This window comes from Flavobacterium sp., from assembly GCF_013823965.1.
GTDB lineage: Bacteria > Bacteroidota > Bacteroidia > Flavobacteriales > Flavobacteriaceae > Flavobacterium.
The window spans coordinates 1-16660 of the sequence record NZ_PNNA01000080.1 but is presented as its reverse complement, the minus strand read 5'-3'; the positions used below and the strand labels follow the sequence as shown (position 1 = coordinate 16660).

The 16660-nt window shown below is 36.1% G+C and carries 15 protein-coding genes; 10 read left to right on the top strand and 5 right to left on the bottom strand.

Annotation, left to right across the window (positions count from 1 at the left end):
* Positions 1–367: 367 nt before the first annotated feature.
* The 3 genes from C0430_RS09395 to C0430_RS09385 all read left to right on the top strand — a co-directional run bounded on the left by C0430_RS09395 (position 368) and on the right by C0430_RS09385 (position 3386).
* Positions 368–1510, top strand: a complete 1143-nt coding sequence (locus C0430_RS09395) for an ABC transporter substrate-binding protein (protein WP_290868711.1) — start codon at positions 368–370, stop codon at positions 1508–1510.
* A gap of 62 nt (positions 1511–1572) precedes the next feature.
* Entirely contained in the window at positions 1573–2604 is a 1032-nt protein-coding gene (locus C0430_RS09390) for an iron ABC transporter permease (protein ID WP_290868708.1), read from the top strand.
* Positions 2604–3386 (top strand): ABC transporter ATP-binding protein, encoded by a 783-nt coding sequence (locus C0430_RS09385; RefSeq protein ID WP_290868705.1) that lies wholly within the window; start codon positions 2604–2606, stop codon positions 3384–3386. Before C0430_RS09390 ends, C0430_RS09385 begins: the two co-directional genes overlap by 1 nt.
* Here C0430_RS09385 and C0430_RS09380 read toward each other — a convergent pair.
* From C0430_RS09380 to C0430_RS09370, 3 genes are all read right to left on the bottom strand, one after another.
* On the bottom strand, positions 3381–3845 hold the full coding sequence (locus C0430_RS09380) for a tRNA (cytidine(34)-2'-O)-methyltransferase (protein WP_290868702.1): 465 nt from the start codon (positions 3843–3845) through the stop codon (positions 3381–3383). The two genes, C0430_RS09385 and C0430_RS09380, sit on opposite strands and share 6 nt — an antisense overlap.
* Before the next feature lie 28 nt (positions 3846–3873).
* Positions 3874–5049, bottom strand: a complete 1176-nt coding sequence (locus C0430_RS09375; protein WP_290868699.1) for a GlmU family protein — start codon at positions 5047–5049, stop codon at positions 3874–3876.
* A gap of 138 nt (positions 5050–5187) precedes the next feature.
* On the bottom strand, positions 5188–5439 hold the full coding sequence (locus C0430_RS09370) for a type B 50S ribosomal protein L31 (protein WP_290868696.1): 252 nt from the start codon (positions 5437–5439) through the stop codon (positions 5188–5190).
* 240 nt (positions 5440–5679) lie between these two features.
* Between C0430_RS09370 and C0430_RS09365 the strand changes: the two genes are divergently transcribed.
* The 5 genes from C0430_RS09365 (at position 5680) to C0430_RS09345 (ending at position 11577) form a co-directional block, all read left to right on the top strand.
* Complete coding sequence (locus C0430_RS09365) at positions 5680–6207, top strand: DUF4199 domain-containing protein (protein WP_290868693.1); 528 nt, start codon at positions 5680–5682, stop codon at positions 6205–6207.
* Positions 6208–6215: 8 nt separating this feature from the next.
* On the top strand, positions 6216–7169 hold the full coding sequence (locus C0430_RS09360) for a glycosyltransferase family 2 protein (RefSeq protein WP_290868690.1): 954 nt from the start codon (positions 6216–6218) through the stop codon (positions 7167–7169).
* A gap of 101 nt (positions 7170–7270) precedes the next feature.
* Positions 7271–8998, top strand: a complete 1728-nt coding sequence (locus C0430_RS09355; RefSeq protein WP_290868687.1) for a phospho-sugar mutase — start codon at positions 7271–7273, stop codon at positions 8996–8998.
* Positions 8998–10827: an ABC transporter ATP-binding protein gene (locus C0430_RS09350; protein WP_290868684.1), complete on the top strand. Its 1830-nt coding sequence runs from the start codon at positions 8998–9000 to the stop codon at positions 10825–10827. The genes C0430_RS09355 and C0430_RS09350 overlap by 1 nt, the downstream gene beginning before the upstream one ends.
* Before the next feature lie 48 nt (positions 10828–10875).
* A complete protein-coding gene (locus C0430_RS09345) occupies positions 10876–11577 on the top strand; it encodes a hypothetical protein (RefSeq protein ID WP_290868680.1) in 702 nt (233 codons plus the stop codon).
* A 2-nt stretch (positions 11578–11579) separates the two neighbouring features.
* Here C0430_RS09345 and C0430_RS09340 read toward each other — a convergent pair whose 3' ends face one another.
* Together C0430_RS09340 and C0430_RS09335 are read right to left on the bottom strand one after the other, a co-directional pair.
* Positions 11580–14045: a TonB-dependent receptor gene (locus tag C0430_RS09340; RefSeq protein ID WP_290868677.1), complete on the bottom strand. Its 2466-nt coding sequence runs from the start codon at positions 14043–14045 to the stop codon at positions 11580–11582.
* Positions 14046–14050: 5 nt separating this feature from the next.
* On the bottom strand, positions 14051–15754 hold the full coding sequence (locus C0430_RS09335; protein ID WP_290868674.1) for a M23 family metallopeptidase: 1704 nt from the start codon (positions 15752–15754) through the stop codon (positions 14051–14053).
* Positions 15755–15921: 167 nt separating this feature from the next.
* Here C0430_RS09335 and C0430_RS09330 point away from each other — a divergent pair, with 167 nt between their 5' ends.
* Positions 15922–16212, top strand: a complete 291-nt coding sequence (locus C0430_RS09330; RefSeq protein WP_290868671.1) for a hypothetical protein — start codon at positions 15922–15924, stop codon at positions 16210–16212.
* Between the two features lie 8 nt (positions 16213–16220).
* The gene (locus tag C0430_RS09325) at positions 16221–16514 is read left to right on the top strand and encodes a cell division protein ZapA (protein WP_290868668.1); all 294 of its coding nucleotides are present in this window, start codon (positions 16221–16223) and stop codon (positions 16512–16514) included.
* The last annotated feature ends 146 nt before the right edge of the window (positions 16515–16660 follow it).

Here is a 16660-nt window from a genome sequence, read left to right as displayed (position 1 = left end):
GACCTTCCCATTCCATTTTAGATTTAGGATTTTTGATTTTAGATTAAATCTAAAATCTGAACTCTAAAATCTACAATCAAAACAGTGGTTTTGTAGATAACAACAAGCTTTATAGCTTACAGTTGCGGGTACAGCGCGAGATTTTTGAATTTTGATATTTGAATAATGATTTCGGATTTAAAATCTGAAATCAAAAATCGTTAATCTACCATCTTCAATCACTCTCTTCCCTTTTAATGCGGTTTCGAAAAACAAAACAGCAACCTCAATACGGATGCAAATGTAGTTCTAACATTCGAATAAAAAAATAAAATTGATTTTTAAATAGGAATACACATACCTTTGCACATCTTTCAAAAGTGTTTTCATGAAATCTATTTCCTTACGAATCATCTTGTTTTCATTGCTTCTTTCCTTTATTGGATGCAAACAAAACGACGGTATTTCCAAAACTAAAATGGAGAATTCCAAAAATTCTATTCAATATGCCAAAGGATTTGAAATATACAAACACCAAGGTTTTTCGATTGTGAAAATCACGAATCCTTGGCCAGAAGCCAAAGAAAGTTTTACTTATGTCCTTCAAGAAAAAAACGCAATCATTCCTGATAGTTTGAAGCAATTTACCATCATTCCAATTCCTTTAAAATCCATTGTGGTGACTTCGACCACACACATTCCGGCTTTGGAATTATTGGGCGTGGAAAATACTTTAGCAGGTTTCCCAAATACTGATTATATCTCTTCCGAAAAAACCAGAAAATTGATTGATGCCGGAAAAGTTCGCGAAGTAGGCGTCAATGAAAACCTCAACACGGAAGTTTTAATCGACATCCAACCCGATTTGATTGTGAGTTTCGGGCTAAACAACAGCAATCCTACTTTGGACAACCTGCAAAAAAGTGGTCTAAAAGTAATGCTCAACGGCGATTGGACGGAACAATCTCCATTGGGAAAAGCGGAATGGATTAAGTTTTTCGGCGCCTTATACGGATTGGATGCCAAAGCAAACACCCTCTTTTCAGAAATTGAAAAAGAGTATAATACCACTTTGACTTTGGCCCAAAAAGCAACCTCCAAACCCACCGTTTTGAGTGGTGCGATGTATCAGGAACAATGGTATGTGCCACAGGGCGAAAGTTGGGCTTCCTTGTTTTTAAAAGATGCACAATCCCAGTATTTATGGGCAGAAACAAAAGGAACAGGAAGTTTGTCCGTACCCTTTGAAACCATTTTGGAAAAAGCTCAAAATGCAGATTTCTGGATTGCTCCCGGTGATTTTTCGTCCTTGAAGCAAATGAGTGACAGCAATCCACACTACAATCAATTTGCCTCGTTTAAAAATAAAAAAGTATATTCGTATGCCATAAATAAAGGAGCGAAAGGCGGGATTATTTATTTTGAATGGTCGCCCACTCGCCCCGACTGGGTTTTGAAAGATTTGATTAAAATTTTTCATCCTGAATTATTACCGAATCACAAATTGTTTTTCTTCCAGAAATTGGAATAGAGCACATATTGTTTCTATATTTAAAAACTTAATTACCTTAAATTTCTTAATGGCTTAAACCCTTGCAAAACAAAAACCGAAATATCCTTCTATTCTCCATTTTGACATTGTCATTGCTGTTGCTATTGTTGTTGAACATCAGTTTAGGTTCGGTTTCCATTCCCATAAAGGACGTTTTTCATAGCCTGACGGGAGGAAATTCCAGCAAGGAAACTTGGGATTACATCATCGTCAATTATCGATTACCAAAAACCATGGCAGCCGTACTTGTTGGAATGGGATTGTCCATCAGTGGATTGTTGATGCAAACCTTGTTCAGGAATCCACTGGCTGGACCCGATGTTTTGGGGTTAAGTTCGGGGGCGAGTTTGGGCGTGGCAACGGTTATTTTGGGAGCGGCTTTTTTGCCTTCTTATTTAGCCAGATTTTTACTTTCTTCTTATGGAATTATTTTGGCTTCCAGCTTGGGAAGTTTTTTGGTTTTGTTGGCAGTTTTGGCGGTTTCCCAAAGATTGCGGGATACAATGTCCATTTTAATTGTCGGCTTGATGTTTGGAAGTTTGACCAGCGCCATCGTAGGAACTCTCACCTATTTCAGCACCGCCGAACAATTGCAGAAATTCACTTTTTGGTCCTTGGGAAACTTAGGAAATTTGTCTTGGTCTTCGATAGTCATTTTATCAGTTTGCGTGGCTATTGGCTTGTTTTTAAGTTTCGTACATATCAAACCATTGAACGCTTTACTTTTGGGCGAAAACTACGCCCGCAGTTTAGGAATGAATTACAAAAAAACCCGAATGATCATCATTTTAGCCACCAGTCTTTTGGCAGGAAGTATCACCGCTTATGCTGGACCTATTGCTTTCATTGGATTGGCAGTTCCCCATATCGCCAAATTGGTTTTTCAAACGAGTAATCATACCATTTTATTCTGGAGTACCTTGCTTTTAGGAGCGATTATTATGCTAATTTGCGACAGCATTTCACAACTTCCAGGCAGCGATATTACTTTGCCAATTAATGCCGTGACTTCTATTTTTGGCGCGCCCATCGTGATATGGTTGTTAATTCGAAAACGTAAAATGATGAATTAATGGAAAACAAAATCATCTTGCAAGCTTCAAAAATCAGTATTGGATATACTCATAAAAAAACAAAGAATATCATTGCTTCGGATATTGATTTATTTTTAGAAAAAGGAAAACTAATCGCTTTAATCGGAGCCAATGGCATTGGAAAATCAACACTTTTAAGGACAATTACAGGCATCCAAAAACCTATTTCAGGAATGGTTTCTTTGAACGAAAAGAACATTCACGACTTGGACGCTTTAATCTTGGCACAAAATCTCAGTGTCGTTTTGACCGAAAAATTGCCGCCAAGCAACTTGACCGTTTGGGAACTCATTGCATTAGGAAGACAACCTTACACGAATTGGATTGGAACGCTAACCGACAACGATATTGCAAAAATCGAAGAGGCGATAGAACTCACGCAAATTGGGCATTTGGTATCTAAAAAACATTACGAAATCAGCGATGGACAATTGCAAATCGTATTGATTGCAAGAGCTTTGGCTCAAGACACACCTCTGATTATTTTGGATGAACCCACAACCCACTTGGATTTACTGCACAAAGTGGTACTTTTTAAACTCTTGAAAAAACTAACCCAAGAAACGGGAAAATGTATTTTGTTTTCGACCCACGACATCGATATGGCGATACAATTGAGCGATGAAATGATCATTATGACTCCGGAAAACACGATGCAAGACGAACCTTGCAATCTAATAATGAAAGGCAGTTTTAATACTTTATTTCAAGACGAACATATTGTTTTTGACAGTAAAAAAGGGAAGTTTGTGATTTCATAAATCTGAAATCTTCAATCCAATCTGCCTCTTTGCTTCACCCACCACAAACGCAACGGAATTGGCAATATTAAAACTTCGGATTAATTTCGACATTGGAATGGTCAAATGGTTTTCGAATCTGGCCAAAATTTCTTCGCTCAAACCAACGCTTTCTTTTCCAAAAACCAACCAATCGCCATCCTGAAAATCATTTTCATAAATCGACTTCTCGGCGTGGGAACTCATTAAAAAAACTCGGGATTTGTCTGGAATTTGGTCAATCCATTCCTCGATATTTTGATATTCGGTGACATCCAAATGGACCCAATAATCCAAACCAGAGCGTTTCAGGTTCTTGTCATTGATGACAAACCCAAAAGGATGAACCAAGTGCAAACGACTTTCAGTGCCCACACACAAACGTCCAATATTCCCTGTATTGTTAGGGATTTCGGGTTCTACTAAAACAATGTTAAGCATTATTAATGAATATAAATTTCATATTTATTTACTCCTTTCTCCACTTTTTTGTTTCTTCAAAAACGTGTTCTAAAATTGCGGCTTCTTTTTCGTCAAAATCTATATTTCTGCGACTCATCACTAAACGAGCGGTTTCAAAAGCTTTTTTGGTAACATAAGTGGTAAATCCTGAAGCGCCACCCCAAGAAAAACTAGGCACAAAGTTTCGTGGAAATCCCGATCCAAAAATATTGGCACTTACCCCTACGACGGTTCCGGTGTTGAACATTGTGTTAATACCGCATTTGCTGTGGTCTCCCATCATTAATCCGCAAAATTGGAGTCCTGTTTTTTCAAAACCTTCGGTCTCATAACTCCACAACTTGACTTCTTCGTAGTTGTTCTTCAGGTTTGAATTATTGCTGTCAGCACCAATATTACACCATTCTCCCAGCACGGAATCTCCTAAAAAACCATCATGTCCCTTATTGGAATAAGAAAAAAAGACTGCATTTTTAACTTCTCCGCCAATTCTGGAATAAGGTCCAACGGTGGTTGCTCCATAAATTTTGGACGCCATTTTAACAACTGCATTATCGCATAAAGCAAACGGCCCACGAATAACGGAACCTTCCATTATTTCGGAATCTTTCCCAATGTAAATTGGCCCCAAAGATGCGTTTAAAGTAACAAATTCAAGCTTTGCACCTTCTTCTATAAATATATTTTCTTTGGCAATGGTCTGGACGCTTTTAGGAATCGGTTGTGATTTTCTGTCTTCGGTCAAGCGTTCGAAATCTTCGCGAATCGCAACATCATTTTTAGAAAAAATATCCCAAGTATGTTCAATTTTTATACAATTGCCCTCGAATTCTATAATTTCATAGGTATCAAAATCTACTTCTTCTTGATTTTCGTTTGTGTAAAAAGCAATTACGTCTTCTCCTTTAAAAATAGCTTGATTCGATTCGAGATTACTGACCATTTCAGCTAAAACTGCATTGGGAAGAAAGGATGCGTTTATCATGACGTTTTCCTCCATTTCCACCATTGGATATTTGTCTGATAAATATTCCTCGGTTAATGTCGTCGTGGTCGAACCCAAACACCTCTCCCATTTTTGACGAATGGTCATGATGCCCACAAGAATGTCGGCAACTGGACGCGTGAATGTAAATGGTAATAAGGCGTCTCTAGCTGGTCCGTCGAAAAGTATATAATTCATTTTGATTTTTTTTAATTAAGGACAATGCGTTGCATCGCCCGACTTTATGCCTCAAAGTTACAAAGTTTTGAATAGCAATAAAAATAAAAAAAGCCCCACAAACTGTGAGGCTTTCTATTGTTATCAAACTGATAAATATTATTTACCGTGTTTAGCGTATTTAGTTTTGAATTTATCGATACGTCCTGCAGTATCAATAAGTTTAGATTTACCTGTGTAAAAAGGGTGAGAAGTTCTGGAAATCTCCATTTTTACAACTGGATATTCAACACCTTCGTGTACGATTGTTTCTTTTGTATCTGCAGTAGATTTAGTGATAAAAACCTCTTCATTTGACATGTCTTTGAAGGCAACTAATCTGTAATTTTCTGGGTGAATTCCTTTTTTCATCTTTTTTATTTTTGTGAGCGTTTTAATTTTGAAGCTTTCTCGTGTTTAGAAAAAGGTGTAAATGCAACTACTCTTTTTGTTTAAAACTATTTAATTATTTTGAGTTTGCAAATTTACACTAATTTTTCAATAAACAAATCTTTGTATCGCTTTTTTTAAATAATTGTAAAAACCGATTTTTGCCCTTGAATATATTGGGAATTGCTATATTTGTAGATTAATAAATAAATACTTTCAACCATGAATGAAATAATAAAGAAAAACGGGATTTCTTACGGGATAGTTACTGGTGTCGTAAGCGCTTTAATTACAACATTAATATATTCAATTGATTTAAAATTATTCACCTCTATGTGGGTTGGTTTTGCTAGCATCGCCATTTATATCGTTATTGGCGTTATATTGCTTTCGAAAACAAAGAAGGAACTAAACGGGATTTTTCCGTTTAAAGATGCTTTTACAACCTATTTTATTTCAGCCGTAGTTGGAATATTGATTTCTGTTGTTTTCAACATTATTTTATTCAATTTTATTGATCCTTCTGCAAAAGAAACCATTAAAGAGTTATCTATAAAATATGCTGTCGAAATGATGGAAAAATTCAACACCCCGTCAGCAGCCATTAACGAAGCCGTCAAAAAACTACAGGAAAACGACCAATTTTCGATTATTGAACTACTAAAAGGTTCCGTATTTAGTATCGTTTTTAGTGCTCTTTTTGGATTATTATTGGCATTAATCTTTAAAAGTAAATCTTCTCAAGAATAAAAATATAAATGAATTTATCCATACTCATTCCGCTTCTCAACGAAGACGAATCTCTTAAAGAACTTTACACTTGGATTCTTTCTATAATGAAATCCAACAATTATTCATACGAAGTCATTTTTATAGATGACGGCAGCACTGATAATTCTTGGTCTATCATCGAAGAATTAGCCGCCGAAAATCCAAACGTGAAAGGCATCCGCTTCATGAAAAACTTTGGAAAATCGCAAGCCTTGCACGCTGGTTTTGCCAAAGCCCAAGGCGATGTCATCATCACGATGGATGCGGATTTACAAGACAGCCCAGAAGAAATTCCAGGGTTGTACGAAATGATTACCCGTCAGAATTTTGATTTGGTTTCAGGTTGGAAAAAGAAACGATACGACTCGGTTGTTGCCAAAAATCTTCCTTCCAAATTATTCAATTGGGCTGCCAGAAAAACTTCGGGCGTACAACTGAACGATTTCAATTGCGGACTGAAAGCATACAAAAATGTCGTGGTGAAAAACGTGGAAGTTTCGGGCGAAATGCACCGTTACATTCCGGTTTTGGCCAAAAATGCCGGTTTTAACAAAATTGGCGAAAAAGTGGTGCAACACCAAGCTAGAAAATATGGTGAAACCAAATTCGGAATGGATCGTTTCGTCAATGGATTTCTGGATTTAATCACCATTTGGTTCCTGTCCCGTTTTGGAAAAAGACCTATGCACTTGTTTGGCGCTTTGGGTTCTGCAATGTTTATTATTGGATTTTTATTGGCTGGTTATATTGGTGTAATGAAATTATACAATCTCTATAATGATTTACCTTATCATTTAGTAACAAGCAATCCGTGGTTTTATATTGCGTTAACCACAATGGTTTTGGGAACACAATTATTTTTGGCAGGATTTCTTGGCGAAATCATTTTGAGAACCAAGAATAATGAGGAACGATACAAAATTTCAAAGGAAATAAAGTAATTTTTTTTTCAAGAACACTAATTGTCCCATAAAATAAAAAACTTGGGGACGCAATTTGCGACCTCAATAAAGATATTCAAAATTTTAAAAAAATAAATAAAATGGAAATCAAGCAAAACATTTTAGACGCAGTAAACGAATGGCTTACACCAACATTTGACAAAAAAACACAGGAAGCAGTCATAGAAATGATGACTTCTTCACCAAAAGATCTTGAAGAAAGTTTTTATAAAAATCTCGAATTCGGAACTGGTGGAATGCGAGGCATTATGGGCGCTGGAAACAATCGCATCAATAAATACACCCTCGGAAAAAGTACGCAAGGACTTTCGGATTATTTAAAAATTGCTTTTCCAAACCAACCTTTGAAAGCCGTAATTGCTTTTGACTGTCGTCACAACAGCAAATCGTTGGCCAAAGTGGTTGCCGATGTTTTCTCTGCAAACGGAATCCAAGTGTATTTATTTTCGGATTTGCGACCAACTCCAGAATTGTCTTTCGCCTTAAAATATTTGGGTTGCCAATGCGGAATTGTCCTTACCGCATCTCATAATCCTCCCGAGTACAACGGTTACAAAGTATATTGGGAAGATGGCGGACAGATTGTTCCTCCACAAGACGAAGCCATCATCAATACCATTGAAAATTTGAATTACAACCAAATCAAGTTTGATGCAAACGAAGATTTGATACATTATATAGATACTGAAATCGACCAAGCTTTCATAAAATCGACTATCAAAAACACAAGTTTTGGAACTTCGGCTGAAGCCAAAGAAAAACTAAATATTGTTTTTACCTCATTGCACGGAACATCCATAACATTGGTTCCCGATACTTTTGCCCAAGCTGGTTATCCAAACGTAAATATTGTTGAAGAACAAAGAGTTCCAAATGGTAATTTCCCAACGGTAAAATCTCCAAATCCAGAAGAACCGGAAGCGTTGACAATGGCATTGGCATTGGCCGATAAAACCAACTCGGACATTGTTATTGGAACCGATCCTGATTGTGATCGACTGGGAGTTGCCGTTAGAAACAATGAAGGAAAAATGACCTTGCTAAACGGAAACCAGACCATGATTTTGATGACTGCCTTTTTATTGGAACAATGGAAAAAAGCAGGAAAAACCAATGGAAAACAATTTGTGGGCTCTACAATCGTTTCTACTCCAATGATGATGGAATTAGCGACAAATTATAATGTGGAATGCAAAATTGGGCTGACAGGTTTTAAATGGATTGCCAAAATGATCAAGGATTTCCCAGAATTAGAATTCATAGGAGGTGGAGAAGAAAGCTTTGGATTTATGGTGGGTGATGCCGTTCGTGATAAAGATGCCGTTGCTGCCACATTATTAGTTTGCGAACTGGCGGCTCAGGCCAAAGCCATGGGAAGCACTGTTTACAAAGAATTATTAAAATTGTATGTCGAACACGGATTTTACAAAGAACATCTTATTTCATTGACCAAAAAAGGAATGGATGGTTTACAGGAAATCAATCAAATGATGATCGACATGCGTGAAAATCCTTTAAAAGAAATCAACGGACAAAGAGTAATCATGCTGGAAGATTACCAATCATCTATAGCCAAAAATTTACTCACGAACGAGGAAACCAAAATGGACATTCCAAAATCGAATGTATTGATTTATTACACCGAAGATGGATCTAAAATTTGCGCCAGACCAAGTGGAACGGAACCAAAAATTAAATTTTACATCAGTGTAAATGCAGAACTCGATGCTGTTGAAAATTTCACGGAAGTGGAAAGCATTTTAAACGAAAAAATAAAAAACATTATTGTTGCAATGCAATTGAACTAATGGACAAGAATTTAATAAAACTACTTCCCTTTACAAAACCATATAAATCCCATATTGTTTGGAATGTCATTTATAATATTTTGTATGCTTTGTTTAGCACAATTTCTATGTTAACTATTTTCCCGGTGCTTGAAGTTCTTTTTGGCAAAACCAAAACAATACTAAAAGAACCAGTTTATAAAGGAATAGGAAACATAAAGGAGTATGGTTCTGACTTTTTTTATTTTAAAATTTCAGAATTAACAAAAGAAAATAACATTCAAGTAGTTCTTCTGTTTGTGGTATTAATGGTTATCATAACGTTTTTATTTAAAAACTTATTTAACTATCTCGCATCATACCATATTATGCATTTGAAGAATGGCGTTTTAAGGGATTTAAGAAAATCAATGTATGATAAAATCGTAGAATTGCCTATATCCTATTATTCCGAAAAAAGAAAAGGAGATATTATGGCGCGTATGCTTGGTGATGTAAACGAGGTTCAAAACTCTTTTTTTTCTATATTAGAATTAGTTGTAAAAGAACCGCTCACCATTATTTTTGCATTAGGAGCTATGTTTATTATAAGTTTAAAACTTACTTTATTTGTTTTGATTTTTATGCCAATTTCAGGATATATTATCTCAAAATTAGCTAAAAATTTGAGAGCGCAATCGCTAGAAGCTCAAAGAGAAAGTGGCTTCTTGATTTCTATTGTTGACGAAACTTTAGGAGGTCTTAAAGTAATTAAAAGCTATAACGCCGAAACTAATTTTAAAGGTAGGTTTAACAAATCAGTAACTCGATTATTGAACTTAACAAACAGCATTGGAACTAAAAATAATTTAGCAACACCTCTAAGCGAATTTTTAGGAGTAACAACAATTGCCTGCTTACTTTTTTATGGAGGAAATCTGGTTTTAATAGACAAATCACTTGAAGGTGCTGTTTTTATTGCCTATCTAACTTTGGCTTTCAACATTCTTACGCCTGCCAAAGCGATTTCAAAAGCATCGTATGCCGTAAAAAACGGTTTGGCTGCCGCAGAACGTGTTTTTGAAGTTCTCGAAGTCGAAAACGAAATTACTTCAAAGGAAAATGCAGTTAGCAAAACCACTTTTGAAGACAAAATATCCTTAAAAAACATCAATTTCAAATACGAGGAAGAAGCGGTTTTAAAGGATTTTTCACTTGATGTAATAAAAGGACAAACCGTGGCACTCGTAGGTCAATCCGGAAGTGGAAAAAGCACGATTGCCAATTTATTGACTCGTTTTTACGACGTTAAAGAAGGCACGATTTCCATTGATGACACAGATATAAAAGACCTCAGTTTACATTCTCTTCGCAGTTTGATGGGATTGGTAACACAAGACAGCATCTTGTTTAATGACACCATAAAAGCAAATGTTGCATTAGGAAAACTAGATGCAACCGATGACGAAATTATCGAAGCCTTGAAAATTGCCAATGCTTATGAATTTGTAAAAGATTTGCCAAACGGAATTCACACCAACATTGGAGACAGCGGAAACAAACTTTCGGGCGGACAGAAACAACGCTTGTCAATCGCTCGTGCCGTTTTGAAAAATCCACCGATAATGATTTTGGATGAAGCCACGTCGGCATTGGATACCGAAAGCGAAAAATTTGTACAAATCGCCCTAGAAAACATGATGCAAAACAGGACTTCCATCGTAATTGCGCATCGTCTTTCGACCATTCAAAAAGCGGACAAGATTGTGGTACTCCAAAAAGGAAAAATTGTGGAACAAGGAACCCACGAAGAACTGATAGCCTTGAACGGAACGTATAATAAATTAGTAACGTTGCAGTCGTTTGAATAGTGATTAAAATGACGAATTTTGATTTTTTGATTAATTTCATCTCAAAAAATGTATCTCGACAACAAGAACATAAAGCTTCCTGAAGACCCAGACACCGTAGTCTGGAAATATCTGGATTTGTCGAAATTTCTCGATTTATTGCTTTCGAAGAAATTATTTATGTCTCGTTCGGATAAATTTGAAGACCAATATGAAGGTACTTTTAGCGAACCAACCTACGAGGAAATCAAAAAACTTTCCGTCAACAACCCGGAATTTCTCGATTATTACAAGACACATCGCGAAAAAGTAGTCATTAGCAGTTGGCACATCAACGAAGACGAATCGTTTGCGATGTGGCAAATTTTTACCCAAAACAGCGAAGGACTAGCCATTCAATCCACGATTGGGAGATTGCAAAATGCCGTCATTCCTGAAAAAAAATACGAGCAATTCATTGGTGAAGTCAACTACATCGACTACAAGAAAGAATACATTCCGTTTGATGACGTGTTTTTTCCTTTCTTGTTCAAGCGAAAAAGTTTTCAGTATGAGCGCGAAGTTCGCATCATTTCGGACATTTCGTCCTGCAATATCAAAATTAATGATGGACTGAAAATTGACGTGGACATCAAACAATTAATCGGAAAAATCTACATTCATCCCAAATCCGAGAACTGGTATAAAAACCTCGTTATCGAATTAGTGTCAAAATTAGGATTTGATTTTACTATTGAAAAATCGGATTTGGAGAGTGATATTTTGATTTAGCATCAAAACCTCATATTCACCTTCACATTAAAAACCCGCGTGGTCATGTAATTCGGGATGGAATATTGGTTTTTGGAATAGACATCGCGAACCCAAGTATTTGTAATCGCGTTTTGATTGTCGAAAAGGTTGAAAATCTCCAATCCAATGGCCAATTCCTTGAAGGGTTGCAACCATCTTTTTGTGGACGGATTTTGGGCATCAATCAACACTTTGGAAAAACCAACATCCGCTCGACGATAATCCCGCAACCTGTTTTGGTACAAATAAGGATCGGAATACGAGGGGGAACCTCCCGGTAATCCAGTGTTGTAAACTAAATTCAGGTATAATTTTATGCTTGGAATATTGGGCATATAATCTTGGAACAAAAGCGCAAATTTTAATCTTTGGTCAGTTGGTCTGGAAATAAAGCCTTTGTTGTCGATGTTTTCTTCGGTTTTCAAATACCCAAAACTAAACCAAGATTCGGTTCCGGGAACAAACTCGCCATTCAATCTAAAATCAAATCCTTGGGCGTATGCTTTGGCAGTATTGGCGGCAGCATAACGAATGCGAACATTGTCCAAAGTATATGGATTCACGTCTGTCAAGGATTTATAATACACTTCCGAAACCATTTTGAAAGGACGATTCCACATTTTGAAACTATAATCATTGCTCAAAACAATGTGTATGGATTGTTGCGCTTTGACATTAGGCTGCACTACTCCATCAGCATCTCGCAACTCCCGATACGAAGGCGGTTGATGATACAATCCTCCTGAAAGACGGAAAAACATATCCTTGTTCCAATTGGGTTTCAAGGAAAATTGTGCTCTTGGACTAAAGGTAAATTGTGTTGAACTTGTAATTCCATCTCCGGAAACGTTCCAATTTTGTGAACGAACTCCCGCATTCATCCATATTTCGTTCTTTCCCAAATAGCCTTTACGACTCCATTGCACATAACCCGAAAATCTGTTAATGTCTACAAAATTTGTAGCTCGCACATTGTTGTAAGGAAGGAGTGGCCCAGTGTAAGGCGAATATGGCTGGTCATTTTTGGGCAAGAAATCAATTGGTGGATTTATGGAAAAACCTGCAGAGTCAATCACTTCCCATTCTATTACTCGGTCTCGAATGGATTCGCGCGTGAATTTTGCTCCCCATTCGAATTGGTCTTTTATGAAATTATGAATTCCTTTCAATTCAGCATTGACGATTAAGGCGTCCAAATCATTTCGGGCATGATTGAGTTGAGATCCAATTCCTCTTGTAAAAGCAACATCACCAAAGGTTTCAGAGCCAATATTTGAATCTACTTCACCCAAACGATATTGCGCTAAAATATCAAAATATTCTTGCTCTTGAGTATGATAAGCTGAAGCAATGAATTTGTAAGTTGTATTTTGAGAGGCGTTAAAAGCAGCTTTTACTGCTCCAAAAACGGTGGCGTATTTATCTTTTTCCTGGCCTTCATAATAAACCAACAACGCCATTGGATCATCGATGGTACCAAAATTAGTTTGACGGGTCAAAGGTTGGTATTGGTAATCATTTTGTGAAATATTGCCCAAAAAACTGAATTCCCATTTATCTGAAGGTTTGAAATTGATGTTTGTTTGAAAATCAGCAAATGTGGGTGTGTAATTGGTTTCTGTTTCTTGGCTGTCAACCAAAAGTGAATTGTTTCGATACCTAATTCCGGTAACTTCAGACCATTTTCCGTTTTTGGAAACCGCATCGACAGCAACGCTTGCACCTAGAAAACTGGCTTCGGCTACGGCTGCAAATTTTGTGGGTTTTCGATACGTAATATCTAGAACCGAAGACAATTTATCTCCAAATTTTGCTTGGAAACCACCAGCAGAAAAGTCTACATTTTGAACTAAATCGGTATTGGTAAAACTTAAACCTTCTTGCTGTCCGGAACGAATCAGAAACGGACGATACACTTCGATTTCGTTTACATAAACCAAGTTTTCGTCATAATTCCCGCCACGAACGGCATATTGCGTACTCAATTCATTATTGGAATTTACTCCAGGCAAAGATTTTAAAATATTTTCGACACCGGCATTGGCTCCGGGAATTTTCCGAATTAATTCTGGTTCTATCGCCGTAATGCCTTGAACTCTTTTTTTGTTGTTTACCGTAATTACAACTTCTCCAATTTGTTCGTCTTGGTCGTTCATAACCAAATTCAATTCATACTCTTCGTTTGGTTTTAGGGCTACTGAAACCGTAACTTTTTTTAGGGAAACATGCGAAAAAACAACGACTACTTTTTGATTTTCAGGAACATCAATACTATAAAAACCGTTGGCGTTTGATTGGGTTCCAATGCCTCGGCATGCCACATTAACATTTTCTACGGGTTGACTGTTTTTATCAAGGATAACTCCTCTTATGTGGGCAGACTGAGCAAAAGTGACCAACCCAAAACAGCAAAAAAAGAGGACAAGTATTGTTTTATTTACACCCAAGGAATTTAATTTTTATTTTTTTGACTTCTGAAAAAATGAGTTTCAAAGATAGTGGAATTCCCCATATTATCGATAACAATTATTTTTAAATCATTTCTGCCTTCAGCAACAATTCCATCGGTAAAATCGTGGGTTATTTTTCGGGTTTTATTGTCATATTCGAACAATATCCATTTGCCGTTCAAATAGCCATTATAGGATTTTATCCCAGACAATGCATCGCTTATTGAAAATTGAAGGAACTTTTTATCACTTAACCATTTCCCTTCTATAGGTTTTGCAATGGAAATTACTGGCGGAATTGTGTCCAAAACCAATGCAAATTTCCCCAGGGTTTTTACTTTGGCAGTAAAAACGTTGTCCTTTCGATAGGATGGAATATAGGTGCTTTTTTGCCCATTGATTGACGCCAAAAATAATTTTTCTCTTTGGGTTTCCTTGTATTTGCTGTCTTCAATGGAAATCGTAAAGTTAGTATGGGCAGGAACTGTATCATCGTGAAGAAACAAAGTGTCATTCTTTACATCGAAATTCAAATAGAAATCTTCATAAAAAGTTCCGGCAGGAAAGAAAACCGACATATTATCCTTTGAAAAATTGCTGTCATTGTTCGCCTTGACCAAGTATTTTGAAGAAATGGGTTCTTTGTCAATAATAGTTGTTAATGCTTCTTGTTTTATAGGAATGGAAACCGTGGTAAGATTTCCGTAAAAATCAGAAACTTCAATCCGGTAAAGAGCCGTAAGATTAGACGCTACAGCAATTACACCATTGGTTTTATCCGTTTTGATTATGCTCAATTTGTAAGGATTATTCATAAAAAGCTTTTGAACTCTTTGCTGCGTTTTTTTGTATCTTGAATAATCAATAAGTGCATTCACGTAGCGCATTTCATCAAAAGAATACGTATCGAATTGATAGCCAAAATTTGGTGCTCCGTTATAAAAAGACTGGACTTTATAAACGCCATTTTTGTTATAGGAAACATCGTCATAGTCAAAAGCATTAATGCCAAAACCAATTTTTCCATTGGTAACAACTTTATCAGACTGATATGTTCCGTCCTTTTTTAAGATCAAGTTGAGCAGTAAAGGACGTTTTGATTGATTAACGATGGTTTTATCATCCAATGGATAAACATATATGTTGGACAGCAAAGGTTTTTTGGTGTCTTTCAACATTTTGTCAAAACCAAAAAGCATTGGATTAATAATATTTTCGGTGACATTATCGCGAAATTCAAAATGCAAATGTGGTCCTTCGGAAGCGCCAGTATTGCCAGAAAACGCTATAAGTTGTCCTTTTTTTACAACCAATTGATCTGGTTTTAGATACATTTCTATTTCAAATGATTGCTCTACATAATGCGTTTTTTTGATAAAATCCTCTATTTCGCCAGCTGCTCTTTGCAAATGACCATACACCGAAGTATATCCATTGGGATGGGTAATATAAATGGCTTTGCCGTTGCCAAAAGTAGAAATCTTGATTCTTGAAACGTAACCATCGGCCACGGCGTAAACATTTAACCCTTCCTTTTGCAAGGTTTTCAAATCAAATCCAGCGTGAAAATGATTGGGTCTTAACTCTCCGAAATTGCCAGAAAGTTGCATTGGGATGTCCAACGGAGACCTGAAATAATCTTTTGGATAATCCATTTGTGCAAAAAGGGAACCCGCAAATAATAAAGTAAATAAGTAAAATCTCATTGAATACATTTTTGCTAAGATAAAAAAAAGTGGTCAATAAAAAAGACAAAACATAATTTACTGTAAAACAATGAAATGCATATTTTAATACAAAAAAACAAATAAAATATTGCAATAATAAAAAGGAATACTAACTTTGTAAGATTATGTAATACGTAGGATAAATTATGAGTGTAATTGCAGAAATAATTGATACTCTTGAAAATAAGATTGCGAAACTTTTTACAAAGATAAATAGTTTAGAGAAAAACAATCAAGATTTGAAAATAGAATTAACAAAAGCTGCAGCTACCATACAACATCAATCAAAACAGATTGATGAGTTAAAATCACAGTATGAAACACTTAAAATTGCCAACGCATTATTAGGCAGTGACGATAATAAAAGAGAAACGAAGCTTAAAATAAATTCATTAATTCGTGAAATTGATTACTGTATAGCCCAGCTATCAGATTAGTAAAAGATATGGACGAAAAGCTTAAAATTAAAATATCAATTGCAGACAGGGTATACCCATTAACGGTAGAACTATCGCAGGAAGAAGGACTTAGAAGTGCTTCGAAGAAAATTGACGTGATGATTAAGCAATTTGAAGAAAATTATGCCGTTCGCGACAAGCAAGATGTATTGGCCATGTGTGCTTTGCAGTTTGCCTCGCAAGTAGAACAAAAAAATATTGACAACGCCATAAATGGTGACGAAACTATTGAAAGAATTAAAAAAATCAATGCGGTTTTAGATCAATATCTCGATAAATAAACGTTCTTTACAACAACTAAGATACTGCCTACATTAGTTCATATTTGGTAAACTCAACACTAACAATTTAGAATGAGCAAATCATCGTTACTATAGCAAGCCAATTCAGTTTGGAAGCTTGAACAGCGAGTTAGCTCAAAACTTGT

Bases quoted from the DNA above. Each gene is read 5' to 3' on its own strand.
- C0430_RS09325 (WP_290868668.1), top strand. From the start codon at position 16,221: ATGGACGAAAAGCTTAAAATTAAAATATCAATTGCAGACAGGGTATAC.
- C0430_RS09350 (WP_290868684.1), top strand. From the start codon at position 8,998: ATGGACAAGAATTTAATAAAACTACTTCCCTTTACAAAACCATATAAA.
- C0430_RS09330 (WP_290868671.1), top strand. From the start codon at position 15,922: ATGAGTGTAATTGCAGAAATAATTGATACTCTTGAAAATAAGATTGCG.
- C0430_RS09385 (WP_290868705.1), top strand. From the start codon at position 2,604: ATGGAAAACAAAATCATCTTGCAAGCTTCAAAAATCAGTATTGGATAT.
- C0430_RS09345 (WP_290868680.1), top strand. From the start codon at position 10,876: ATGTATCTCGACAACAAGAACATAAAGCTTCCTGAAGACCCAGACACC.
- C0430_RS09355 (WP_290868687.1), top strand. From the start codon at position 7,271: ATGGAAATCAAGCAAAACATTTTAGACGCAGTAAACGAATGGCTTACA.
- C0430_RS09370 (WP_290868696.1), bottom strand. From the start codon at position 5,439: ATGAAAAAAGGAATTCACCCAGAAAATTACAGATTAGTTGCCTTCAAA.
- C0430_RS09365 (WP_290868693.1), top strand. From the start codon at position 5,680: ATGAATGAAATAATAAAGAAAAACGGGATTTCTTACGGGATAGTTACT.
- C0430_RS09375 (WP_290868699.1), bottom strand. From the start codon at position 5,049: ATGAATTATATACTTTTCGACGGACCAGCTAGAGACGCCTTATTACCA.
- C0430_RS09335 (WP_290868674.1), bottom strand. From the start codon at position 15,754: ATGAGATTTTACTTATTTACTTTATTATTTGCGGGTTCCCTTTTTGCA.
- C0430_RS09395 (WP_290868711.1), top strand. From the start codon at position 368: ATGAAATCTATTTCCTTACGAATCATCTTGTTTTCATTGCTTCTTTCC.
- C0430_RS09380 (WP_290868702.1), bottom strand. From the start codon at position 3,845: ATGCTTAACATTGTTTTAGTAGAACCCGAAATCCCTAACAATACAGGG.
- C0430_RS09360 (WP_290868690.1), top strand. From the start codon at position 6,216: ATGAATTTATCCATACTCATTCCGCTTCTCAACGAAGACGAATCTCTT.